A 17524-nucleotide genomic window follows, 5' to 3' on the forward strand; every position below is an offset into this window, starting at 1 on the left:
CTATTATCCTTTAACCGAGCCGATGAGTACACCCTTTACAAAATACTTCTGGAGGAATGGGTACACACATAGGATCGGAATCGCGCTTACCATTACGGTTGCCATTTTGATTGACATCAAAGTTACATTTTGCATTTGCGATCCCCTTGCCAGTGCTTCCTGATTCGAATTCGAACCTAATATGGCAGACATATCCTGTGCTGAAAGCAGCTGCTGGAGGAAAGTTTGGACAGGGATTAAATCTTGCTCGGTGACGTAGAATGCTCCGGCGAACCAATCATTCCAATGCCCGACAGCTGTGAATAAACCAATAGCAGCCAGCATTGGCTTCGACAACGGAACGATGATCTGAATGAGAATTCGGAATGGCCCTGCGCCATCCAGCTCGGCCGACTCAATCAGCGCTTCTGGAATGCCTTGAATAAACTTCAGCATAACGAACATATTCCACGCAGAGAATAAGCCCGGGATAATATAGACCAAAAAATTATTAATCAGACCCATGTTATATAACTGAATATATAGTGGCACAAGTCCGCCGTTAAAGAGCATGGTGATTAGAATATAGCTGAGAATCGACTTCCGAAACGGAACCCGTTGATAAGATAGGCCGAAAGCAACCATTAACGTGACTAGAAGTCCAGCTATCGTGCCGAGAACGGTCCGCGCAATCGTAATAAGATAAGCATGCTGAATCACTTCATTTCCCAGCACGATTTCATAATTTATGAACGTAAACGCTCTTGGCCATAAATATACCCCGCCCTTCGCTGCATCTGTCCCCTCGTTCAACGAAATCGACAGCATGTAGGCGAACGGATAGAGCACGGATAAACAAAGCAGCAGCATTAAAAAGACAAGGATGCTTTGGGAGAGTATTTCCCCAGTTGAACGTTTCTTCAATTACCATAACCCCTCGCCATTCAGTTTTCTGGATACCTGGTTTGTGAGTACGACTAGAACAAGGCTAATAAGTGAAGAGAGCAGTCCAATTGCGGTAGCCATTCCAAAATACCCCTGTTGAAGCCCGCTTCGAAGGACATATGTATCCAGAACATCCGCCACTTGCATATTCGCCGGATTCATAAGCGGATAAATCTGATCCATGCCTACAGCGATTAAACTCGGGATGCTGAGGATAAGAACAATGGATACTGTCGGCATAATGCCAGGCAGCGTGACATGCCGAATTTGAGCCCACTTCCCCGCGCCTTCCACTTTAGCAGCTTCATACAACTGCGGATCAATAGCCGAAATGGCTGCAAGATACAAAATCGTATTCCAGCCTACTTCTTTCCACAGACCGCTAGAAATAACCATAGGCCGGAACCACGCCTCTGATCCAAGGAAAAATATTGGCTCTCCGCCCATTTTGGTAATCATGTCGTTAGCCAAACCGCCATCCAGCGTTAGAAATGATTGCAAAATGTAAGCTACGACAATCCAAGAGAAGAAATGCGGCAGATAGCTCACGGACTGTACGAACCTTTTAAAGCCAGAATGAACCAATTCATTAATCATTATGGCCAGTATTATAGGCGCTGGAAAACCGAATATAAATTTCAATACTGAAATAAACAGCGTGTTCTTAACGACGATCCAAAATTGCGATTCCTGCAAAAATGAAAAGTTCTCCAACCCCACCCATGTGCTGTCCCAAATCGATGACCCGATCTGAAAATCTCGAAATGCGATTTGGATGCCTGCCATAGGAATATAATTGAATAAAAACAAAAGTAAAACGGCCGGAAAAATCATTACATATTGCCAACGATATTTGTATAGGCTTGCTAACATGATGTCGCGTCCCTCCTTATACTATTCATTGTAAGGGGATTCAAAAGTGTAAACTATATAACGATGATTGGATTTTCATCGTAATGATTTGCATTTATCTTCATTCGGTTATTCAAGTTAGCCCAATCCGCATTAATCCATTAGGAAATGGAACACAAAAAAAGCCCTAGTAAACTAGGGCTTTCTTGGTACAAATCTGATCGATTATCCGGTATGCTTCTCAACCCGCGCGGCTTTAATCCGCATCAGCTCCGCCTGAATCTCCTCATTCCGGTCAATCCGATCCAGCTCGTTATATTGCGGTGACGCTGCCCATTGCTTCGCCGAGGCTCCGGCCTCCAACCGGCGTACGTTCTCTTCCAGACGTTCGAATCCGCGAATGACTTTATCGGTCCGATAGGCTGGAAAGGAGGCTGCGCCTTCGATTGCCCGTGCGGCTTTGGCTCTTGAAGCAAGGAAGTACAGACGGCCCTGCAGATCACGATGCAATTCCTTCAGACGTACAATCTCCTGCTTCAACGTACTGATATGATTGCGGATAGCATCCAGATTCTGTCCGTAGGCTTGCATCAGCTTCTCATGCTGCAGCTTGTCCGTAAGTGCTATTTCTGCAATGCGCTCCTCTTCCCGGTCCACCGCCAATTCCGCTTGGCGCATTCGTTTCGCGACAATTTGCGAGGTGTGTTCAATAAGCAAAATCGTTTCTTGCTCCGCAACGAGCTGACCGGTAAGCGCATCGTTCGACTTCTCGATCTGCTCCTCAATCTGGCGCAGATAAAGCTGGGCCATGCTAACCGGATCCTCGCACTTATCCAGCAGCCTATGCACGTCCGCGGCCACTATTTCCTTTACTCTTCTGAAAACTCCCATATTCTTCTCCTCCTAGATAGCACAAATTTAATTTCTTGTTTTGCGTTCCCAATCATCCAGAAAACTTCCGGTTTTGGAAGACATATTCACATATTGCATTGATTCTCCGCCAGTAAACAGTCGGCCGCTGTCATGCCATGCCTCACCTCGTGCTGCAAGCTCATCATTGCTTTTGTTTTTGGACTTCAAAATAAGCAAGGCGATAACGAGCAGCGCTCCCCATATCGGAGATAACAGACTCATAAGCGCGAGTCCCGCAACAACCGTGCTTATACCTCTAAGTATGCCGGACGACTTCGACCACATCCAAATTGCCGCAGCAAGCACCGCAAACTTTAAGGCAATCCATGCGGCTGCCAAAAACGCCAGAGACTGTTGATGCTCAATCTTTCGTAATACAAAAGAAGCGCCATGTCCCCCCCTGCCCGGGCCTTGTTGAATATAAACATAGTTGGTATGGCCAAATAGCGTAATTGCCTTCAACAGCAGCAGCACCGCCAAGAACCCGGCAATCCCGAACAGCGACCACCATACGATACGATTCGTTTTCAAGCTGCCACCTCCTCCCGTCTTGTTTTATCGTACAAGCTAACTATAAAACTCTTCTCTGAAACATAGATTAGCCCCGACTTATAGGAAAATAAATATGGGCTGAAAGTTGGCTGAAAGAAGGGTGCGCTCACGAAAAAATACATAGCTTCGGCGACGACGGGGTTGACCTCAATAAATTCCACTTTCTCTCGGCCACCGCCATCATATGACGCCTAAGAAAAAAGGCCAACCAGTAAACTCCGGTTGACCTAATAATACGAAATAAAGTCCTAGACTGCCGCTGTTTATTGAACTAACGTCTCCTGCCAACTCCGTACTTCAACTCGCTATGTTGAATAAGCGAATTAAATATCAAATTTAGCGGTACCGATCCATTTCACAATTTCAGGATCGTTATGTGAGAAGAACAAGCTCTCTTTCGTATCTAACCCAGCAATCGTTCGCATATCCTCTTGGCTTAATTCAAAGTCAAAGATATTGATGTTCTCGATGATTCTTTCCTTATTAACGGACTTAGGAATGACAACGACATCACTTTGTGTTAACCAACGTAAAATCACTTGAGCAGCGGATTTATTATACTTTTCAGCTAATGATACTAAAACTTCATTCTGGAACATGTTATTTCTTCCTTCAGCAAAAGGCGCCCAAGACTCGATCTGAACCTTATTTTCTTTCATCATCCTGGCACTTTCGATTTGCTGGCAGAAAGGATGAGTTTCAACTTGGTTTACGGCTGGAATGATTTCATTATGAGTCAACAAATCAACCAGGCGATCCATCTGGAAGTTACTTACCCCGATGGCCCTTATCTTTCCTTCTCGGTACAATTCCTCCATAGCACGCCAGGAAGCATAGACATCCCCGAATGGCTGGTGAATTAAATACAAATCCAAATAATCCACTTGCAGTCGTTCCAGTGATTTGGTGAATGCTTTCTTGGTGCTCTCATAACCGGTATCCTGAACCCAGAGTTTTGTAGTGATAAACACTTCCTCTCTTGGCACGCCGCTCCGTTTGATCGCTCGTCCAACCGCTTTTTCATTTTGATAAGCAGCAGCGGTATCGATCAGACGATAGCCCGCCATGAGGGCTTCATAAACACTTTGTTCACATTCAGCGGGATCTGGAATCTGATAAACACCAAACCCGAGTATAGGCATTTCAACACCATTGTTCAAGATTACTTTTTGCATATGAAATCCTCCTGTTATTAATATGATGTCGCAAATCACTCATTTTTCATCCACTGTTTTTGGGATTTACAGCTTCAACACGCTTTTATGCAGTTGTAAGCTTACTACCTTCGAGTAACACGAAGTCAAGTGATTGCGAGATACGAATCCTGGAAAATGGTGAAAGCAAGGAGCAAAGCTTTGAACGCCCCTTGTATTATCAAAACTCGAAAGTTACTAATTAATCTCAATTTCAGCAACTATAGTAACACCCGCTGAGGTTAATGGAGAGATGACATCCTCATTCACGTCTCCGATATGCACGACTTCAAAAGGAGCAATGTGTGCGTCACCAAAAAGTACTGTAAATGCACTCCAGCCGTCATAGTAGTAAATGCCGCCCGCATGTGCATCTGATGTCATAGGAACTCCCTTAATTGACGGCTTCTTGGGAAGTGAACTGTAGTATTCGTGATCAGCATATCTTTGTAATGTTAATTCCATCGGTAACATATTTAATATTTCTTCTGCTGTACGGTTATCGTTTAGTGTCACTGTATATTCTTTTCCGTCTAAAGTTAGTTTTATTGATTTCCCCATCGTTATCTCCTCCATTCCGTTGTTTTTCACATATTATTTATAGCTATTCTAACGGCTATCCCCGCTTATTCAGGTTTATTCACTCCTAAGCTGTTACGAACATCCAGTTCAGGATTTGTCGCCAACTTAACAATCAATTGTGCAACGCTTTTTCGCGATACGGACGAACCTTTAAATGGCTCGCCTTTCTGTGTTGTCTCGTAGTCAATTTCATTTGAATTCGTAAACCATGCGGGTCTAATGATCGTATAGTCGAGGTCAGAGGATTCAATAACTTCAGCCGACTTGCGATATGGATTTAGAATACTGCCATACTTCTCGCCAGGAACTTCATCATAAATGCCCATGGAGCTGATAAAAATGAGGCGTTTCACACCAGACGCATACATAGCTTCCACGATGTTCTTAGCCATTTCCTCCAAATGGCCTGCTAAATTAGCATAGACAACATCCTGTCCTGTCATGGCTTCCTTCAGGTTTTCAATATCCATCACATCGCCTTCCATGACTCGAACACGATTGGACTCCATATTTTTTAGTCTGCTTGAGTTACGCAGATACAGTGTCAGCCCGGCATCAGTGTCGTTAAGGAATAAATCGATTGCATGACGAGCAATTCCACCGTTTGCGCCAATGATTAACACATTACTCATATTCAGAACTCCCTTAATTTTTATTTTAAAGTATAGCTATAGTTCGTTGAAAAAGGTTTCAAACTGATCCAATAGTAGAAACAGCGGCGGACTAAGACATGAAAATATATTATTAGAACGTCATACCAAGCACAGGATGCGGAACATATGCCTCTTCCAGTAATGCAATTTCTTCAGCCGTCAATTTAGTCGATAGTGCAGCCACCGCATCTTCGATGTGGGATATTTCTGTCGTACCTACAACAGGAGCAGTTACCGGTTCCTTATTAAGCAGCCATGCAAGTGCAATTTGAGGCATCGGTACACCACGTTTTTCAGCTATTTCCGCTACACGTTCAACGACCTTTTGATCAGAATCGGCTGTTGAACCATAAATACTTTTTCCGATTTCATCTACTTTGGCGCGGTCGTCCATTTCCCCCCAAGGTCGTGCCAATCTTCCTGCCGCCAGCGGGCTCCACGGAATCACCCCGATTTTGTCTTCCTTACAAAGCGGCAGCATTTCCCTCTCCTCCTCACGGTACATGAGGTTGTAATGATTCTGCATCGCTACAAACCGAGTCCAACCGTTACGTTCAGCGACATGCTGTGCTTTTAAAAATTGCCATGCGTACATTTAGGATGCACCTATATATCTTGTCTTTCCAGCTTTCACAACATCATGCAATGCTTCCATCGTCTCTTCAATGGGAGTGTTAGGATCCCAGCGGTGGGTATAATAAAGATCTACATGATCTGTTCCTAATCTCTTAAGGCTTTTATCAATTTCACTCATAATTGCCTTACGGGAAAGTCCGGCACTATTGGGACCTTCACTCGTTGGGTAAAAAACTTTCGTCGCGAGGACAATTTCATCCCGATTGGCATAATCCTTTAGAATCCGTCCAGTAATTTCCTCACTAGATCCGTTTGAGTACACATTCGCCGTATCAAAAAAATTGATACCCAATTCAATGGCTTTTTTGATCATAGGGCGACTGCGTTCCTCATTCAGTGCCCATGGGAAAAATCCACGTTCTGGTATACCAAAGCTCATACAGCCAAGACAAATCCGAGAGACATCCAAGCCAGTATTTCCTAGTTTCACATATTCCATTTGATTATTCCTCACCCTCGTATAGTTGTTATTTCCTTCCCTATTTAAAACATGAAGCGTGCGTAATTTGATGTCCTTAAGAAAATTTACATTAATACATTAGGTATCATTGGTGTATTATGTGACATCTGTTTATTATTATAAATAGACACAGAATGCCTGCAATTACTAAAAGAACACGATTCGTGAATTAGTGCACAAATCGATCAATATTGCTAATTATTTATTAAGAAAGTTTGGTGAACCTCACAGTGTCCAAAGTGGATAGAAGAATAATTAAATCTCAAGAAGCGATAAAAAAAGCTGTAATTGAACTGATGTCTGAAAAAACGTTTAATCAAATAACGATACAAGATATTTCCGACAGGGCAAATGTTAGCCGAAGAACCATCTATCTTCATTACATGGATAAATTTGATTTGCTGGATAAGCTCATTGAAGCACATATTAACGAACTACGGGAATTGCGCGATTCATCATCAGAAATGGATTTTATAGACGGGGGTCAGGTCTGGTTCGAATACCTTGAACGTAATTATTTATTCTTTTCGACGATGTTAGTCAGTCAAGGAGCCTCTTCATTTCGCAGCCTGTTTCTAGAGTTCGTCATAGAAGGATTAAAAGGTGAAGTGAATACATCAGAAGGAAAAAATCATGGATTAAATAATGATATTCTTCTTCGGTTTATTGCGGGGGCTTACATAGAGGTAGTGGAATGGTGGTTCAAAAATGAAATGCCTTATCCGCCACGTGCCATGGCAGAACAAGTGGGGATAATGATTGAGAGGATTGTATAATTGCAGGCGGGCTCCCCAACTATCGTTTCCCCCTACCTTGCAGCCAATAGTTCACCAGTCTTATTGTATCGACAAGTCAAAAGGCCACCCCAATAGGGTGGCCTTTATTATTTTCTGGCAGTTTTAACTTTCAGATTTTTTTAGTTGACTAATACGCATAGAAAGATATAATAAAAATGAACGGTCTGTCTTTTTTTAATAAATATAGTCGCATCCCTTTATAGGAATTCATATTCGCACTTCGCAAGCCATTCGCTTCATAATCTAAGGAGGAATTATCAATGAGTAAAGTATGGTTTATTACAGGTACTTCAACAGGGTTCGGCCGACAGTTTGTCGAGCAACTGCTCCAAACAGATGATAAAGTTATTGCTACAGCGCGCACTATAGAAGCAATTGCCGATTTCAAATCGATATCTCCTGACAATGTTCACATTGTGGCGCTTGATGTCACCAACAAAGATCAAATCAATTCAGCCGTTCAAGAATCCATTAACCGATTCGGAAGGATCGATATTGTAGTCAACAATGCCGGTTACGGACTCTACGGGATGATTGAAGAATACTCAGATGAGCAGATTAGAAAACAATTTGATGTCAATGTGTTTGGCGTATTGGATATCATCCGTGCAACCCTTCCTACGTTTAAGAAGCAGAACGCAGGACATTACATCAATATTTCATCCTTTTTTGGAACATGGGCCATGCCTCCATTCAGCCTCTATGCGGCATCGAAATTCGCCGTAGAAGGTTTCTCAGAAGCAATGGCTATTGAACTTGCAGGATTCGGCATCAAAACAACGATCGTTGAGCCAGCTGTATTTGCAACCGACTTTTTGGGACATTCTCTGCAGCATACCGACCGAAAACCTGAATATGATTCTGTATATGAAGCCTATAACAATGGTATTTCATCCATGAAAATAGGCGATCCGGCCAAAGCTGTGAAGACGATTATCGAAATGATTAACAGCGAGAATCCTCCCCTTCATTTCCCTGTGGGTTCCTTCGCATCCCAAAGTATCCGGAACGCTTTTACCAAAAGAATTGAAGAAATTACCGCTTGGGAAAAATTATCAATGGATGCAGATTAAATTCGTCAGCCTGATGTGCCGCTAGTCAATATTGGTGAAAGACTGAAAGTAAAAAAACGCTGCGGCTGAGGTCGAAGCGTTTTTTTGTTTTACTTTATGCGAACGATTTCTTGTTTTTTGAGTTCCAACCGTCTATTCTTAAAATAAAATGAACGATTAGTCTTGAATGGAGGGAATTAAGATCCGAAAAGGTGAAAAAACAAAGCAGTATGTTATCGAAAAAACTGCTCTATTACTGAACCGTCAAGGCTATTTGACAACTTCTTTAGCTGAAATTACGGATGTAACGGGATTACAAAAAGGTGGTTTATATAACCATTTCAAAGATAAAGAAGAGCTTTTGATCGAATCATTCAAATATTGCTGTGATCTCGTCGATGAGCGTATTCAGTCAGCTCTCGAATCGGAAACGACTTCCATTAATCAACTGCTCGCTTTCGTTGAATTTTATTTTGATTTGGATTTCCCCGGTGGTTGTCCCATTGCAAATGCAGCTGTCGAAGCGGATTCGGTATCAGCTCCCTTGTTTGAACATGCGCAAGAAGCTATGAATCGATTATTGGGTTTACTAGATAGTATTGTAATCAAAGGCATGACAATGAACGAAATTCGACCTCATACCGATTCTAAAGAGGCTGCATTATATATCCTTTCCACTGTTGAAGGGGCGCTCCTAATGCGAAAGCTTTTTCCTGCCAGCTCGTCCATAATAGTGATTAGAGAACAGCTTTTCCGGTATATAAATGAAGATTTAAAGCAATGAGACAGGCAACTAATCGCTGCCATAGTCCTGCGAAGGTTTTTCACCCTGTTCTGTTGACTACCGAGCGGAATAAAGACCGCAATCGTCAAGCCGGTCGTGGTTTCTCAGGTTCACTGTTCGAATAACGGAAACGATAGCTTAATAAGCACGAAGAAACGGCAGCCGGATACTGAGCTGCCGTTTTCATTTGGATTTCGCTCCAAAATATTCTACAACTACCTCACGGAATTCCAGAGCAGCCCGCGAAATGTACCGACTCCTATGCCATAATAAAGCTATCTCTCGTACTAACTCGTGATTCTCTACTTGAAGATATTTAATACGCTCCCATGAATTCCTTGCCGTGCTTGGTATGAATGCAATGCCAATTTCTGCTTCCACAAGAGAGCTTAGCCTTGCAGGTTCATCCCCTTCATACACATATTTAGGTACAAAGCCAACCGATTTGCATATTGAATCCACTAAATCGCGAGTACCGTAGCCTCTCTTTACACCGACAAACCATTCATCCCTTAGTTCTGCCAAGGATACGCTGCTTCGATCCGCCAGCCGATGTCCCTCTGGAACAGCTACGAGAATTGGGTCGATGAACACGATTTGACACTCAATGTCATCCCCTTGTACAGGAGGCGAGGACAAGCATAAATCTACCTCTCCTCTATGAAGAAGCGTAACCATTTCCTGCGTGGTCAGCATTTTCACATGAAATTGGATATTGGGCCGCTTTTTCCGAAACTCCCTAAGGATATTTGGTAAAGTGCTTGCGGTGGTCACCGCCAATTCCAGTGTGCCATGTTCCGGGCTGGATAAATCGCGAATCTCCTGCTTCCCCTGTTCCAATTCAAACAAAGCCCTTTCTGCACGGCGAAGGAATCTGCTTCCGAACTCATTTAATCGCAGCTTCCTCCCTATTCGATCGAATAGAGGAGCCCCTAGATCCTCTTCTAAGCGTTGAATCGTTTTGCTTAGTGACGATTGAGTAACGTGTAGACTTCGTGCAGCTTCAGTCACATGTTCCAATCGAGCTACCGCTTGAAAATATTGCAATTGAAGAAGTTCCATTTCGCACCCCCACTCATTCCCTCAAATCAATGAAATCATAACATGAAATGCGTTGGAATGAATAATCGATTTCAAGTACGATGACATTAATACACTTTGGGAGGGACCGAAAATGAATATTCGCAGCAAGTGGCTGATGATTTCCGTTGGACTGGGGGTACTTTTGAACCCATTAAATTCTTCCATGATTTCTGTTGCTATTCCAAGACTGCAAAATGTGTACCGCCTAGACTTTACATCTGTTTCCTGGATTATTTTCTCTTTTTACATTGCCAGCGCTATCGCTCAACCTGTCATGGGAAAAGCCAGTGATTTATTCGGTCGCAAGAAGATATTTCTTACCGGGCTTGTTGTAGCCTTCATTGCTTCATTATTAGCTCCACTATCACCAAACTTTGGGTGGCTCATCGTGTTCCGCATTGTGCAATCCATCGGAACAAGCATGATGGTTTCAGTTGGAATGGCCATTGTGCGAATTCATATTACAGAGAAACGAGCGACTGCGCTGTCAGTTTTGTCCATATTCCTATCAGGAGCAGCAGCAATTGGCCCCTTTATTGGCGGGGTCTTGATTCACTGGTGGGATTGGCCTGCCATCTTTTTCGTCAATATTCCGTTCGTGGTAACGAGCTTTCTATTCGCTTGGAGGAATATACCTAAGGACGAACCGCCAACATCCGTTGCACACAGCTTGTCCTTTCGTAAATGGTTTGATTTGATTGATGCGTCAGGAGTCCTTCTCTTCACAGTGGGTCTGGTTGCCCTGCTCGTTGGAGTACTCTCAGTAAAATCATCTAGGCATGTCTCATTCGGGAATGTCAGTGTCGGATTGATAGGCCTCGTCTCACTTTGGGTTTTCGTTAGACATGAGTTAAAAGCGACGTCACCCTTTATTCCTTTACGCACATTCGCCAAATATCCTGCGATGACCTGGATCAATGTCGAATTCATACTCGTTAACGTACTTTATTACTCGCTCTTTTTTGGGCTTCCGTCCTACTTGCAAATGGTTCGTCATTTCAGCGAATTTCAGACAGGTTTTCTCATGCTAAGCTTGGGTTTGTGCTCGCTCGTTATTTCCCCAATAGCAGGACGATGGATCGATAAATCAGGACCTCGACCAGCATTGCTAGTATCCGGAATACTGATGACACTTGGGTCAGTATGGTTAGCGACATTAAATCAAACTTCACCGGTTGTCAGTGTGTGTATGGCGTTAGCTGCATTCGGTATTAGCAACGGCTTGAACAATGTCGCTATGCAAGCGGCCTTATTCAATAGTTCTCCAAAAGAAATTATCGGTGTAGCATCCGGAGTATTTATGACATCGCGATACCTGGGCACCATTCTATCTTCATTGTTGCTAGGTGTCGTAATGGGGGATAAGTTCAGCGTTGGAGGCTTTCGACTGCTTGGGGCTATCCTCACAGTAATAGCTTTGTCCTTTGTATTCATGAGTTGGCGGCGTCGGGAGTCAGGGCAATTGGAAGAATCGTAGGTACACCAAGTTCAAATTCAACTTATATCATTAAAATTTCTTCTAAACTAAAGGTAGCTGGTTTAATCGGTTGCCTGATAGTTTGTACTTTTAGGCAATTGGTGTACCATTTTTAATTGGTGCATCTGGTTTTAGTAATACAACATCCCCTTCCTCTGGAACGCCTCCAATTACCAACACTTCAGATTCAAAACCAGCAATTCGCCTGACTGGAAAGTTTACTATTGCGACTACTTGTTGGCCAATAAGTTGTTCTGGTTCATATCTTTTCGTTAATTGCGCAGAAGAGCGTTTAATACCGATTTCACCAAAATCAATCTCTAATTTTATTGCAGATTTTCGTGCTTCTGGAAAAGGTTCTGCTTTAGTCACAGTACCGATACGCATATCTAACTTTAAAAAATCCTCAATTGTTGCCACGATCATTACTCCCCCAATTTTAAATTCGCGAAAAGTCCAGATCAATATATGGTGTGTTATTCAGCATGTTAAAATAATAAAACCGCCGAGCTTGCTCATCCCATTCACTCCAATCAGGAGCATTAAAATCTCTGCTTCTATAAAGCGCGGATAAAACGATTGCTTGCCTTAAATCAATGAATAGTGGTATTTTCTTTAACCATTCTTCACTTAAAGTACTTTCTCTACCATAACCGTTTAAGAGATTGGAGAAAAAACGCTTTGTAATCTCCTTCCTTACCTCTCCATTCACAACCCATGGGATAGGAATTTCGTAAAATAATGGTGCAGCTATATCAGATACAAACCAGCTGTATTCCGCCTGATCAAAATCGATAAGATGAGCCTTATCCCCGTTATTTAGATAATTACCGCTGCTGACATCTCCATGAATGAGGCCATATGTATCTTTATCTCTGGAAAGCGTGCTCACTTCACCTATTATTCTGTCGAAACTGTCATTTAATTCTGGAGGGCAATAGTTTTTAAAAGAAGTTAAGTATGCATTTTCAACCCATTCGTAGCGAAAGTGAAAGTGCTGAGGGATATAGAGACGTGAAAGCTTGTGTATTTTTCCAACCAATCGACCTATATTCTCATAAAAAGCATTGCTCTCTTCGGCAATGTTTGCATGCCGGCCAGGGGCCTTCTCAAAGGCTGTGACAACAAAAGCATCATCAATTGTATCAAGGATATCACCTTTTAAAGACTTAATCGGCCTAGCAACTTCTACTCCGGACTCCCATAGAAACATGACAAAATCTAATTCAGCTTTCGTTAATGCTTCATTCCGATGTGTGATATGGGCAATTCTTAGAATAATTTCACGATCTCCAGCCATCCCAGAGTATACGAAGTTTTGAAAACCATTTAAATCGAGTATTGTGTCTTTGCAAATGCCATAACGTTCCGCTGCTTGTTTCAATATATCTTGATTGTATAGTCGCATAATCTTTTTATTCATTTTTTCCTCATCCACCCTTTAAAGGCAATTAGGTTTATTTTAATCGAAATCAATTATTTTCGGTTAGTAAATAACAACTTTAATTAAACTATCTTGACCCTTAACCAAAAGAGGTTGCCGTCTCATGCCGGCAGCCTCTTTCATTTGGCAGTTGGCGGGATATCAGACTCACACTTTCAAAATATGAATAATTCAACGTTGTTTGTGAAATGTTAAAGTATTGCTAATAATCACCAGTTAATTTGTGTCGTGAACGTTCTAAAGGAGGTGAAATGCCATGCCTACTGCACAAAATTCAAGTTCTAACAGTACATCTCCTGAAAAATCACTCAGTGACCCGATAAGCAAATCTTTAGAGGATAATGAACTCGTAATCAGAAATATTTTTAAAAATTGTTATGATATTGCCTTCCGGCGTATACAAATTTTCGGACAAATCAATGTTCTATTGGTTTATTTGGATGGTATGGTGGATACCAAGGCATTAGATAACATATTGTTAAAACCTTGGATGTTAGAAACTCCCCGTCCCGGATTGGCGGATTTAACCTCTGTAGATTTGATGTTAGAGCAGCAGCTGGTTTCCATCGCAAAAACAAAAACAACGGAGAAAATGGGTGATATTCTACAAGGTATTTTATCCGCTAATGTAGTAATCCTATCGGATGGAGTAACCAATGCAGTTATCGCTGAATTGAAAGGCTTCGAGCAGCGAGCCATTGAAGAGCCCACAGGTGAGACTACTCTTCGGGGTCCAAGAGAGGGCTTTACAGAAAACATTACTGTGAATACAAGCCTAGTTCGCAGGAAAATTCAAAGCGCTGATCTTAAAATGGAGTCCATGACCGTCGGCAATCTTTCGAAAACCACTATTGTCATCGCCTACGTTGAAGGCATCGCAAAAGATTCGATCATTGAAGAAGTTCGAAAACGAATCAGTCAAATTCAAATCGATACCGTGCTTGGCGGGAATTTTATTGAGGAGTTCATAGAAGATCACCCATTCACGTTATTCCCGCAAGTGCAGAACACCGAACGCCCGGATATTGTTGCCTCAAGCCTTGCAGAAAGAAAAGTAGCGATTTTCATCGATGGCACACCTTTTGTACTGATCGTACCCTGTTCCCTATGGAGCGCATTTCAGTCGGCTGATGATTATTATGAGCGATTTATATACGCAACCCTTATCCGTTGGTTGCGAATGCTATTGGTTATAAGTTCACTATTCTTACCTTCTATGTATGTTGCAATCACGACGTTTCATCCACAATTGTTACCTACTAATTTTTTACTCAGCATCACATCTGCTCGTGAAGGGGTTCCCTTTCCGGCGGTCATTGAAGCACTTTTGATGGAATTTTTATTCGAGGGCTTACGCGAGGCTGGAATACGAATGCCGAGGCCGGCTGGTTCAGCAGTCAGTATCGTTGGGGCTCTAGTTATTGGCCAAGCAGCAGTTCAGGCAGGGATCGTATCGGCACCAATGGTCATTGTTGTTTCTCTGACAGGAATTGCTTCTCTTATCACCCCAAGATACAGTATGGGAATGGCATTTCGAATGCTCCGTTTTCCGATGCTCATTTTTTCAGGGATGTTCGGATTATACGGAGTTACTATGGCATCTGTATTCCTTCTCATTCACCTTACGAATCTGGAGTCATTTGGAGTCCCCTATTTAAGCCCGATAGCTCCACTGACAAGATCGGAATTAAAGGATGTATTAATCCGCGCGCCAAGGTGGAGTATGAATACAATACCGTTATCCGGTTCTGCCCGAAATAAATTACGAATTCCCAAAGGTCAAAAACCAGGTGGGAACCAAGGAGACGAAGCATAATGAACCATCGCCCGACAGCCTTCATTTTTTTGATACTCTGTATCGCTTTAACTACAGGTTGTTGGGATCGTGAAGAACTTTCGGACAGAGCATTTGATCTTGCCGCATCGGCTGATATTAAGAAGGACGGGACCTTTTTAACTGCCGCTCAATTTATTGTACCCTCCAGAGCAGGACAAAGCTCACAAGGAGGAGCTGGTGGGGATAAACCGTACTTTATTGAGACGGGCAGCGGTAAAAGTATTCTTGAATCCATTCAAAAAGCGCGACAAAAGCTTTCTCGAATTATAACTCGCGGTCATCGACGCAATTATTACGTTGGAGAAGATCTGGCTAAAAATGGAATCAAAGATATACTTGATGCGTTTTCTCGAGATCCTGGCAATCGAATTCGACTGGACATTTGGGTGGTCAAGGGAAATACAGGCTTGGAAGCTTTGCAAGTGCCCTACCCTTTTGAGAAAATCCCTTCCGTCGCGGCACTCAAAATACATAAAGCGGTTGGAGGAACTACGGGCACATCCTATCTCGACTTTATAATGGCCTCAAGTGCCGAAGGAAGCTCACCGACTTTGCCTGCAGTAGACATTGTGCAGGGGGACTCTCCGCAAAAAACGATCCGATTTTATGGCCGCGCTATTTTTAATCACAAGTATAAATTAGTTGGTTATTTAAATTTTGTTGAAGGCGCTTATCGGCAGTGGATTCTCAGAAGAATATCTTACTTGGACATTGTGGAAAATATTCCAGAAGCAGATGGGGATGTTGGCATCATCGTTACAAAGTTTGGAAGCAAAATAAAGAGCAGCATATCGCCACAACATAAGGTAAAGATGGAGATAGAGCTAACTGGATTGGGACATGTTGGAGAAAATAATACGAATTTGGACCTTAGCGAGCAGAAAAATTTAAAACTTGTTCAGAATAAGATCAACATGAAAACCAGCGAGCATGTTCTTGAAATGGTCACTAAAGTTCAGAAACAATTTGGCACTGATGTATTTGGTTTCAATCAGACCTTTAATCGTCAGCATCCAAGGGAATGGAACAAATTAAAAGGACAGTGGGATACTATTTTTCCAGACATAGAAGTCACAGTCATTGTAAAAATAAATTTAAAACATATTGGCTTAGTCGGGTCACCGCTCCAATTACAGGAAAGTGAGATTAAAAAATGAAAATCTCCGGCTATCAGCTATTTTGGCTGATTTTCACGATGGAATTTGGGATGACAGCCATTTTCACTGTCTCCCAGCCCGTTTTTCTTGCCAAACAAGACGCTTGGATTTCACTGATCCTCGCAGCCCTGATATGCCTATTCACAACATTTGTTGCAGTTAAATTAAGCCTCCTTTACCCGGATCAAACCTTCATTCAATACACTCAGACGATTCTCGGAAAGTGGTTAGGAAAAATCATACTCGTTCCTTACTTTTTGATATGGATTTCCGTAACCGGAATCATTTTAAGGGAATATGCGGATTTTGTCTATATTGCCTTATTTAGTTCGACGCCACTATGGGTTATTATTCTTATTATGTTAGGGGCTATCGTATATGTCACCTCTACCGGTGGTCTTAGAAGTATCGGTCGTAGCAGCGAAATCATCGGTCCTATTAGCGCGGCAGGCTGTATTCTCGTCACTATTTTAAGTGTGAATGATTGGGACTGGCTTAGAATACTACCTGTTTATTCCAATACGGGATTTTTAGCCATTGTTAAAGGAAGCTTAATACCTGCCTCCTTCCTATCAGAATCCTTTATGGTGGTCATGTTAATAGCCTTTATGTCTAAACCCCAGCGAGCTATGATCTCTTCCTTATTCGGGGTTGCAGCCGCTTCAATCGCCGTTTTGGCAATGACATTGACACTGCTTATGGTCTTTGGTCCGAATTTACCGGCTAAATTTCTTTATCCCCTTTATTCCGCTGTAACCTATATTTCTGTAATGGAGTTTATCCAGAACGTCGATGTTTTGGTTGTCTTACTGTGGATCACCGGTATTTTTATTAAACTATCCCTTTATTTCTTCATAACCAGTTATGGTACCGCACAATTATTTCATATAAAAAAATGGAAACATACCATTTGGTTGATAGCGCCTATTGTTTTTGTAATTTCACTTCTTCCGCGAAACACGATCGACACCATGCATTACGCGAGGTTTTGGCTTGCGGTGATATTTCCTGTAAATCTCGTAGGCATTCCATTATTATTGTGGATTATTGGTACCATTCGTAAAAAAAACAGGTTACAATAGCAATTTCGCTCCGACTTCTCGTTCGTTCGATAAATATGGTTGATCCA

At 42.3% G+C, this 17524-nt stretch carries 17 protein-coding genes and 1 pseudogene; 7 read left to right on the forward strand and 11 right to left on the reverse strand.

The features are described 5' to 3' along the window. Positions 1 to 3: 3 nt before the first annotated feature. From AC1DLI_RS20900 to AC1DLI_RS20935, 8 genes and pseudogenes are all read right to left on the reverse strand, one after another. Positions 4 to 903: a carbohydrate ABC transporter permease gene (locus AC1DLI_RS20900; protein ID WP_477606021.1), complete on the reverse strand. Its 900-nt coding sequence runs from the start codon at positions 901 to 903 to the stop codon at positions 4 to 6. Further along, positions 904 to 1797: an ABC transporter permease gene (locus AC1DLI_RS20905; RefSeq protein WP_308999900.1), complete on the reverse strand. Its 894-nt coding sequence runs from the start codon at positions 1795 to 1797 to the stop codon at positions 904 to 906. Between the two features lie 204 nt (positions 1798 to 2001). After that, positions 2002 to 2667 (reverse strand): PspA/IM30 family protein, encoded by a 666-nt coding sequence (locus AC1DLI_RS20910; protein ID WP_477606024.1) that lies wholly within the window; start codon positions 2665 to 2667, stop codon positions 2002 to 2004. A 27-nt stretch (positions 2668 to 2694) separates the two neighbouring features. Beyond that, positions 2695 to 3219, reverse strand: a complete 525-nt coding sequence (locus AC1DLI_RS20915) for a hypothetical protein (RefSeq protein WP_477606026.1) — start codon at positions 3217 to 3219, stop codon at positions 2695 to 2697. Between the two features lie 344 nt (positions 3220 to 3563). Continuing rightward, entirely contained in the window at positions 3564 to 4415 is an 852-nt protein-coding gene (locus AC1DLI_RS20920) for an aldo/keto reductase (protein ID WP_477606028.1), read from the reverse strand. A gap of 216 nt (positions 4416 to 4631) precedes the next feature. Further along, entirely contained in the window at positions 4632 to 4994 is a 363-nt protein-coding gene (locus tag AC1DLI_RS20925) for a cyclophilin-like fold protein (protein ID WP_477606030.1), read from the reverse strand. Positions 4995 to 5059: 65 nt separating this feature from the next. Beyond that, entirely contained in the window at positions 5060 to 5647 is a 588-nt protein-coding gene (locus AC1DLI_RS20930; RefSeq protein WP_477606032.1) for an SDR family oxidoreductase, read from the reverse strand. 112 nt (positions 5648 to 5759) lie between these two features. Further along, positions 5760 to 6743, reverse strand: a pseudogene (locus AC1DLI_RS20935) (aldo/keto reductase). Positions 6744 to 6994: 251 nt separating this feature from the next. On the opposite strand from AC1DLI_RS20935, the gene AC1DLI_RS20940 reads away from it, so the two are divergent. The 3 genes from AC1DLI_RS20940 to AC1DLI_RS20950 all read left to right on the forward strand — a co-directional run bounded on the left by AC1DLI_RS20940 (position 6995) and on the right by AC1DLI_RS20950 (position 9397). Beyond that, positions 6995 to 7540 carry a TetR/AcrR family transcriptional regulator gene (locus AC1DLI_RS20940; RefSeq protein ID WP_477606034.1) on the forward strand — a complete coding sequence of 182 codons (546 nt, stop codon included), beginning with the start codon at positions 6995 to 6997 and terminating at the stop codon, positions 7538 to 7540. Positions 7541 to 7821: 281 nt separating this feature from the next. Next, positions 7822 to 8634 (forward strand): SDR family NAD(P)-dependent oxidoreductase, encoded by an 813-nt coding sequence (locus tag AC1DLI_RS20945; RefSeq protein ID WP_477606036.1) that lies wholly within the window; start codon positions 7822 to 7824, stop codon positions 8632 to 8634. A gap of 166 nt (positions 8635 to 8800) precedes the next feature. Beyond that, positions 8801 to 9397, forward strand: coding sequence for a TetR/AcrR family transcriptional regulator (locus tag AC1DLI_RS20950; protein WP_477606038.1), 597 nt, complete (start codon positions 8801 to 8803; stop codon positions 9395 to 9397). 183 nt (positions 9398 to 9580) lie between these two features. Here AC1DLI_RS20950 and AC1DLI_RS20955 read toward each other — a convergent pair whose 3' ends face one another. Continuing rightward, complete coding sequence (locus tag AC1DLI_RS20955; RefSeq protein WP_477606040.1) at positions 9581 to 10459, reverse strand: LysR family transcriptional regulator; 879 nt, start codon at positions 10457 to 10459, stop codon at positions 9581 to 9583. 112 nt (positions 10460 to 10571) lie between these two features. Here AC1DLI_RS20955 and AC1DLI_RS20960 point away from each other — a divergent pair, with 112 nt between their 5' ends. After that, complete coding sequence (locus AC1DLI_RS20960; protein WP_477606042.1) at positions 10572 to 11957, forward strand: MFS transporter; 1386 nt, start codon at positions 10572 to 10574, stop codon at positions 11955 to 11957. Positions 11958 to 12047: 90 nt separating this feature from the next. Here AC1DLI_RS20960 and csaA read toward each other — a convergent pair whose 3' ends face one another. Both csaA and AC1DLI_RS20970 read right to left on the reverse strand, forming a co-directional pair. After that, positions 12048 to 12377 (reverse strand): chaperone CsaA, encoded by a 330-nt coding sequence (csaA, locus tag AC1DLI_RS20965; protein ID WP_477606044.1) that lies wholly within the window; start codon positions 12375 to 12377, stop codon positions 12048 to 12050. Positions 12378 to 12396: 19 nt separating this feature from the next. Next, on the reverse strand, positions 12397 to 13380 hold the full coding sequence (locus AC1DLI_RS20970) for a phosphotransferase enzyme family protein (protein WP_477606046.1): 984 nt from the start codon (positions 13378 to 13380) through the stop codon (positions 12397 to 12399). 277 nt (positions 13381 to 13657) lie between these two features. Here AC1DLI_RS20970 and AC1DLI_RS20975 point away from each other — a divergent pair, with 277 nt between their 5' ends. Genes AC1DLI_RS20975 through AC1DLI_RS20985 form a run of 3 tightly spaced genes read left to right on the forward strand, consistent with a single transcriptional unit; the run spans position 13658 to position 17477 of the window. Continuing rightward, positions 13658 to 15217 (forward strand): spore germination protein, encoded by a 1560-nt coding sequence (locus tag AC1DLI_RS20975; protein WP_477606048.1) that lies wholly within the window; start codon positions 13658 to 13660, stop codon positions 15215 to 15217. Beyond that, positions 15217 to 16395, forward strand: coding sequence for a Ger(x)C family spore germination protein (locus AC1DLI_RS20980; protein ID WP_477606050.1), 1179 nt, complete (start codon positions 15217 to 15219; stop codon positions 16393 to 16395). The genes AC1DLI_RS20975 and AC1DLI_RS20980 overlap by 1 nt, the downstream gene beginning before the upstream one ends. Then, complete coding sequence (locus tag AC1DLI_RS20985; RefSeq protein ID WP_477606052.1) at positions 16392 to 17477, forward strand: GerAB/ArcD/ProY family transporter; 1086 nt, start codon at positions 16392 to 16394, stop codon at positions 17475 to 17477. The genes AC1DLI_RS20980 and AC1DLI_RS20985 overlap by 4 nt, the downstream gene beginning before the upstream one ends. The last annotated feature ends 47 nt before the right edge of the window (positions 17478 to 17524 follow it).

The sequence above is a fragment of the Paenibacillus sp. 01T443 genome (assembly GCF_056398325.1).

Coding starts and splice junctions, on each gene's coding strand:
- AC1DLI_RS20905 (WP_308999900.1), bottom strand. CDS start 1,797: ATGTTAGCAAGCCTATACAAATATCGTTGGCAATATGTAATGATTTTT.
- AC1DLI_RS20910 (WP_477606024.1), bottom strand. CDS start 2,667: ATGGGAGTTTTCAGAAGAGTAAAGGAAATAGTGGCCGCGGACGTGCAT.
- AC1DLI_RS20920 (WP_477606028.1), bottom strand. CDS start 4,415: ATGCAAAAAGTAATCTTGAACAATGGTGTTGAAATGCCTATACTCGGG.
- AC1DLI_RS20925 (WP_477606030.1), bottom strand. CDS start 4,994: ATGGGGAAATCAATAAAACTAACTTTAGACGGAAAAGAATATACAGTG.
- AC1DLI_RS20930 (WP_477606032.1), bottom strand. CDS start 5,647: ATGAGTAATGTGTTAATCATTGGCGCAAACGGTGGAATTGCTCGTCAT.
- AC1DLI_RS20945 (WP_477606036.1), top strand. CDS start 7,822: ATGAGTAAAGTATGGTTTATTACAGGTACTTCAACAGGGTTCGGCCGA.
- AC1DLI_RS20950 (WP_477606038.1), top strand. CDS start 8,801: ATGGAGGGAATTAAGATCCGAAAAGGTGAAAAAACAAAGCAGTATGTT.
- AC1DLI_RS20955 (WP_477606040.1), bottom strand. CDS start 10,459: ATGGAACTTCTTCAATTGCAATATTTTCAAGCGGTAGCTCGATTGGAA.
- AC1DLI_RS20960 (WP_477606042.1), top strand. CDS start 10,572: ATGAATATTCGCAGCAAGTGGCTGATGATTTCCGTTGGACTGGGGGTA.
- AC1DLI_RS20970 (WP_477606046.1), bottom strand. CDS start 13,380: ATGAATAAAAAGATTATGCGACTATACAATCAAGATATATTGAAACAA.
- AC1DLI_RS20975 (WP_477606048.1), top strand. CDS start 13,658: ATGCCTACTGCACAAAATTCAAGTTCTAACAGTACATCTCCTGAAAAA.
- AC1DLI_RS20980 (WP_477606050.1), top strand. CDS start 15,217: ATGAACCATCGCCCGACAGCCTTCATTTTTTTGATACTCTGTATCGCT.
- AC1DLI_RS20985 (WP_477606052.1), top strand. CDS start 16,392: ATGAAAATCTCCGGCTATCAGCTATTTTGGCTGATTTTCACGATGGAA.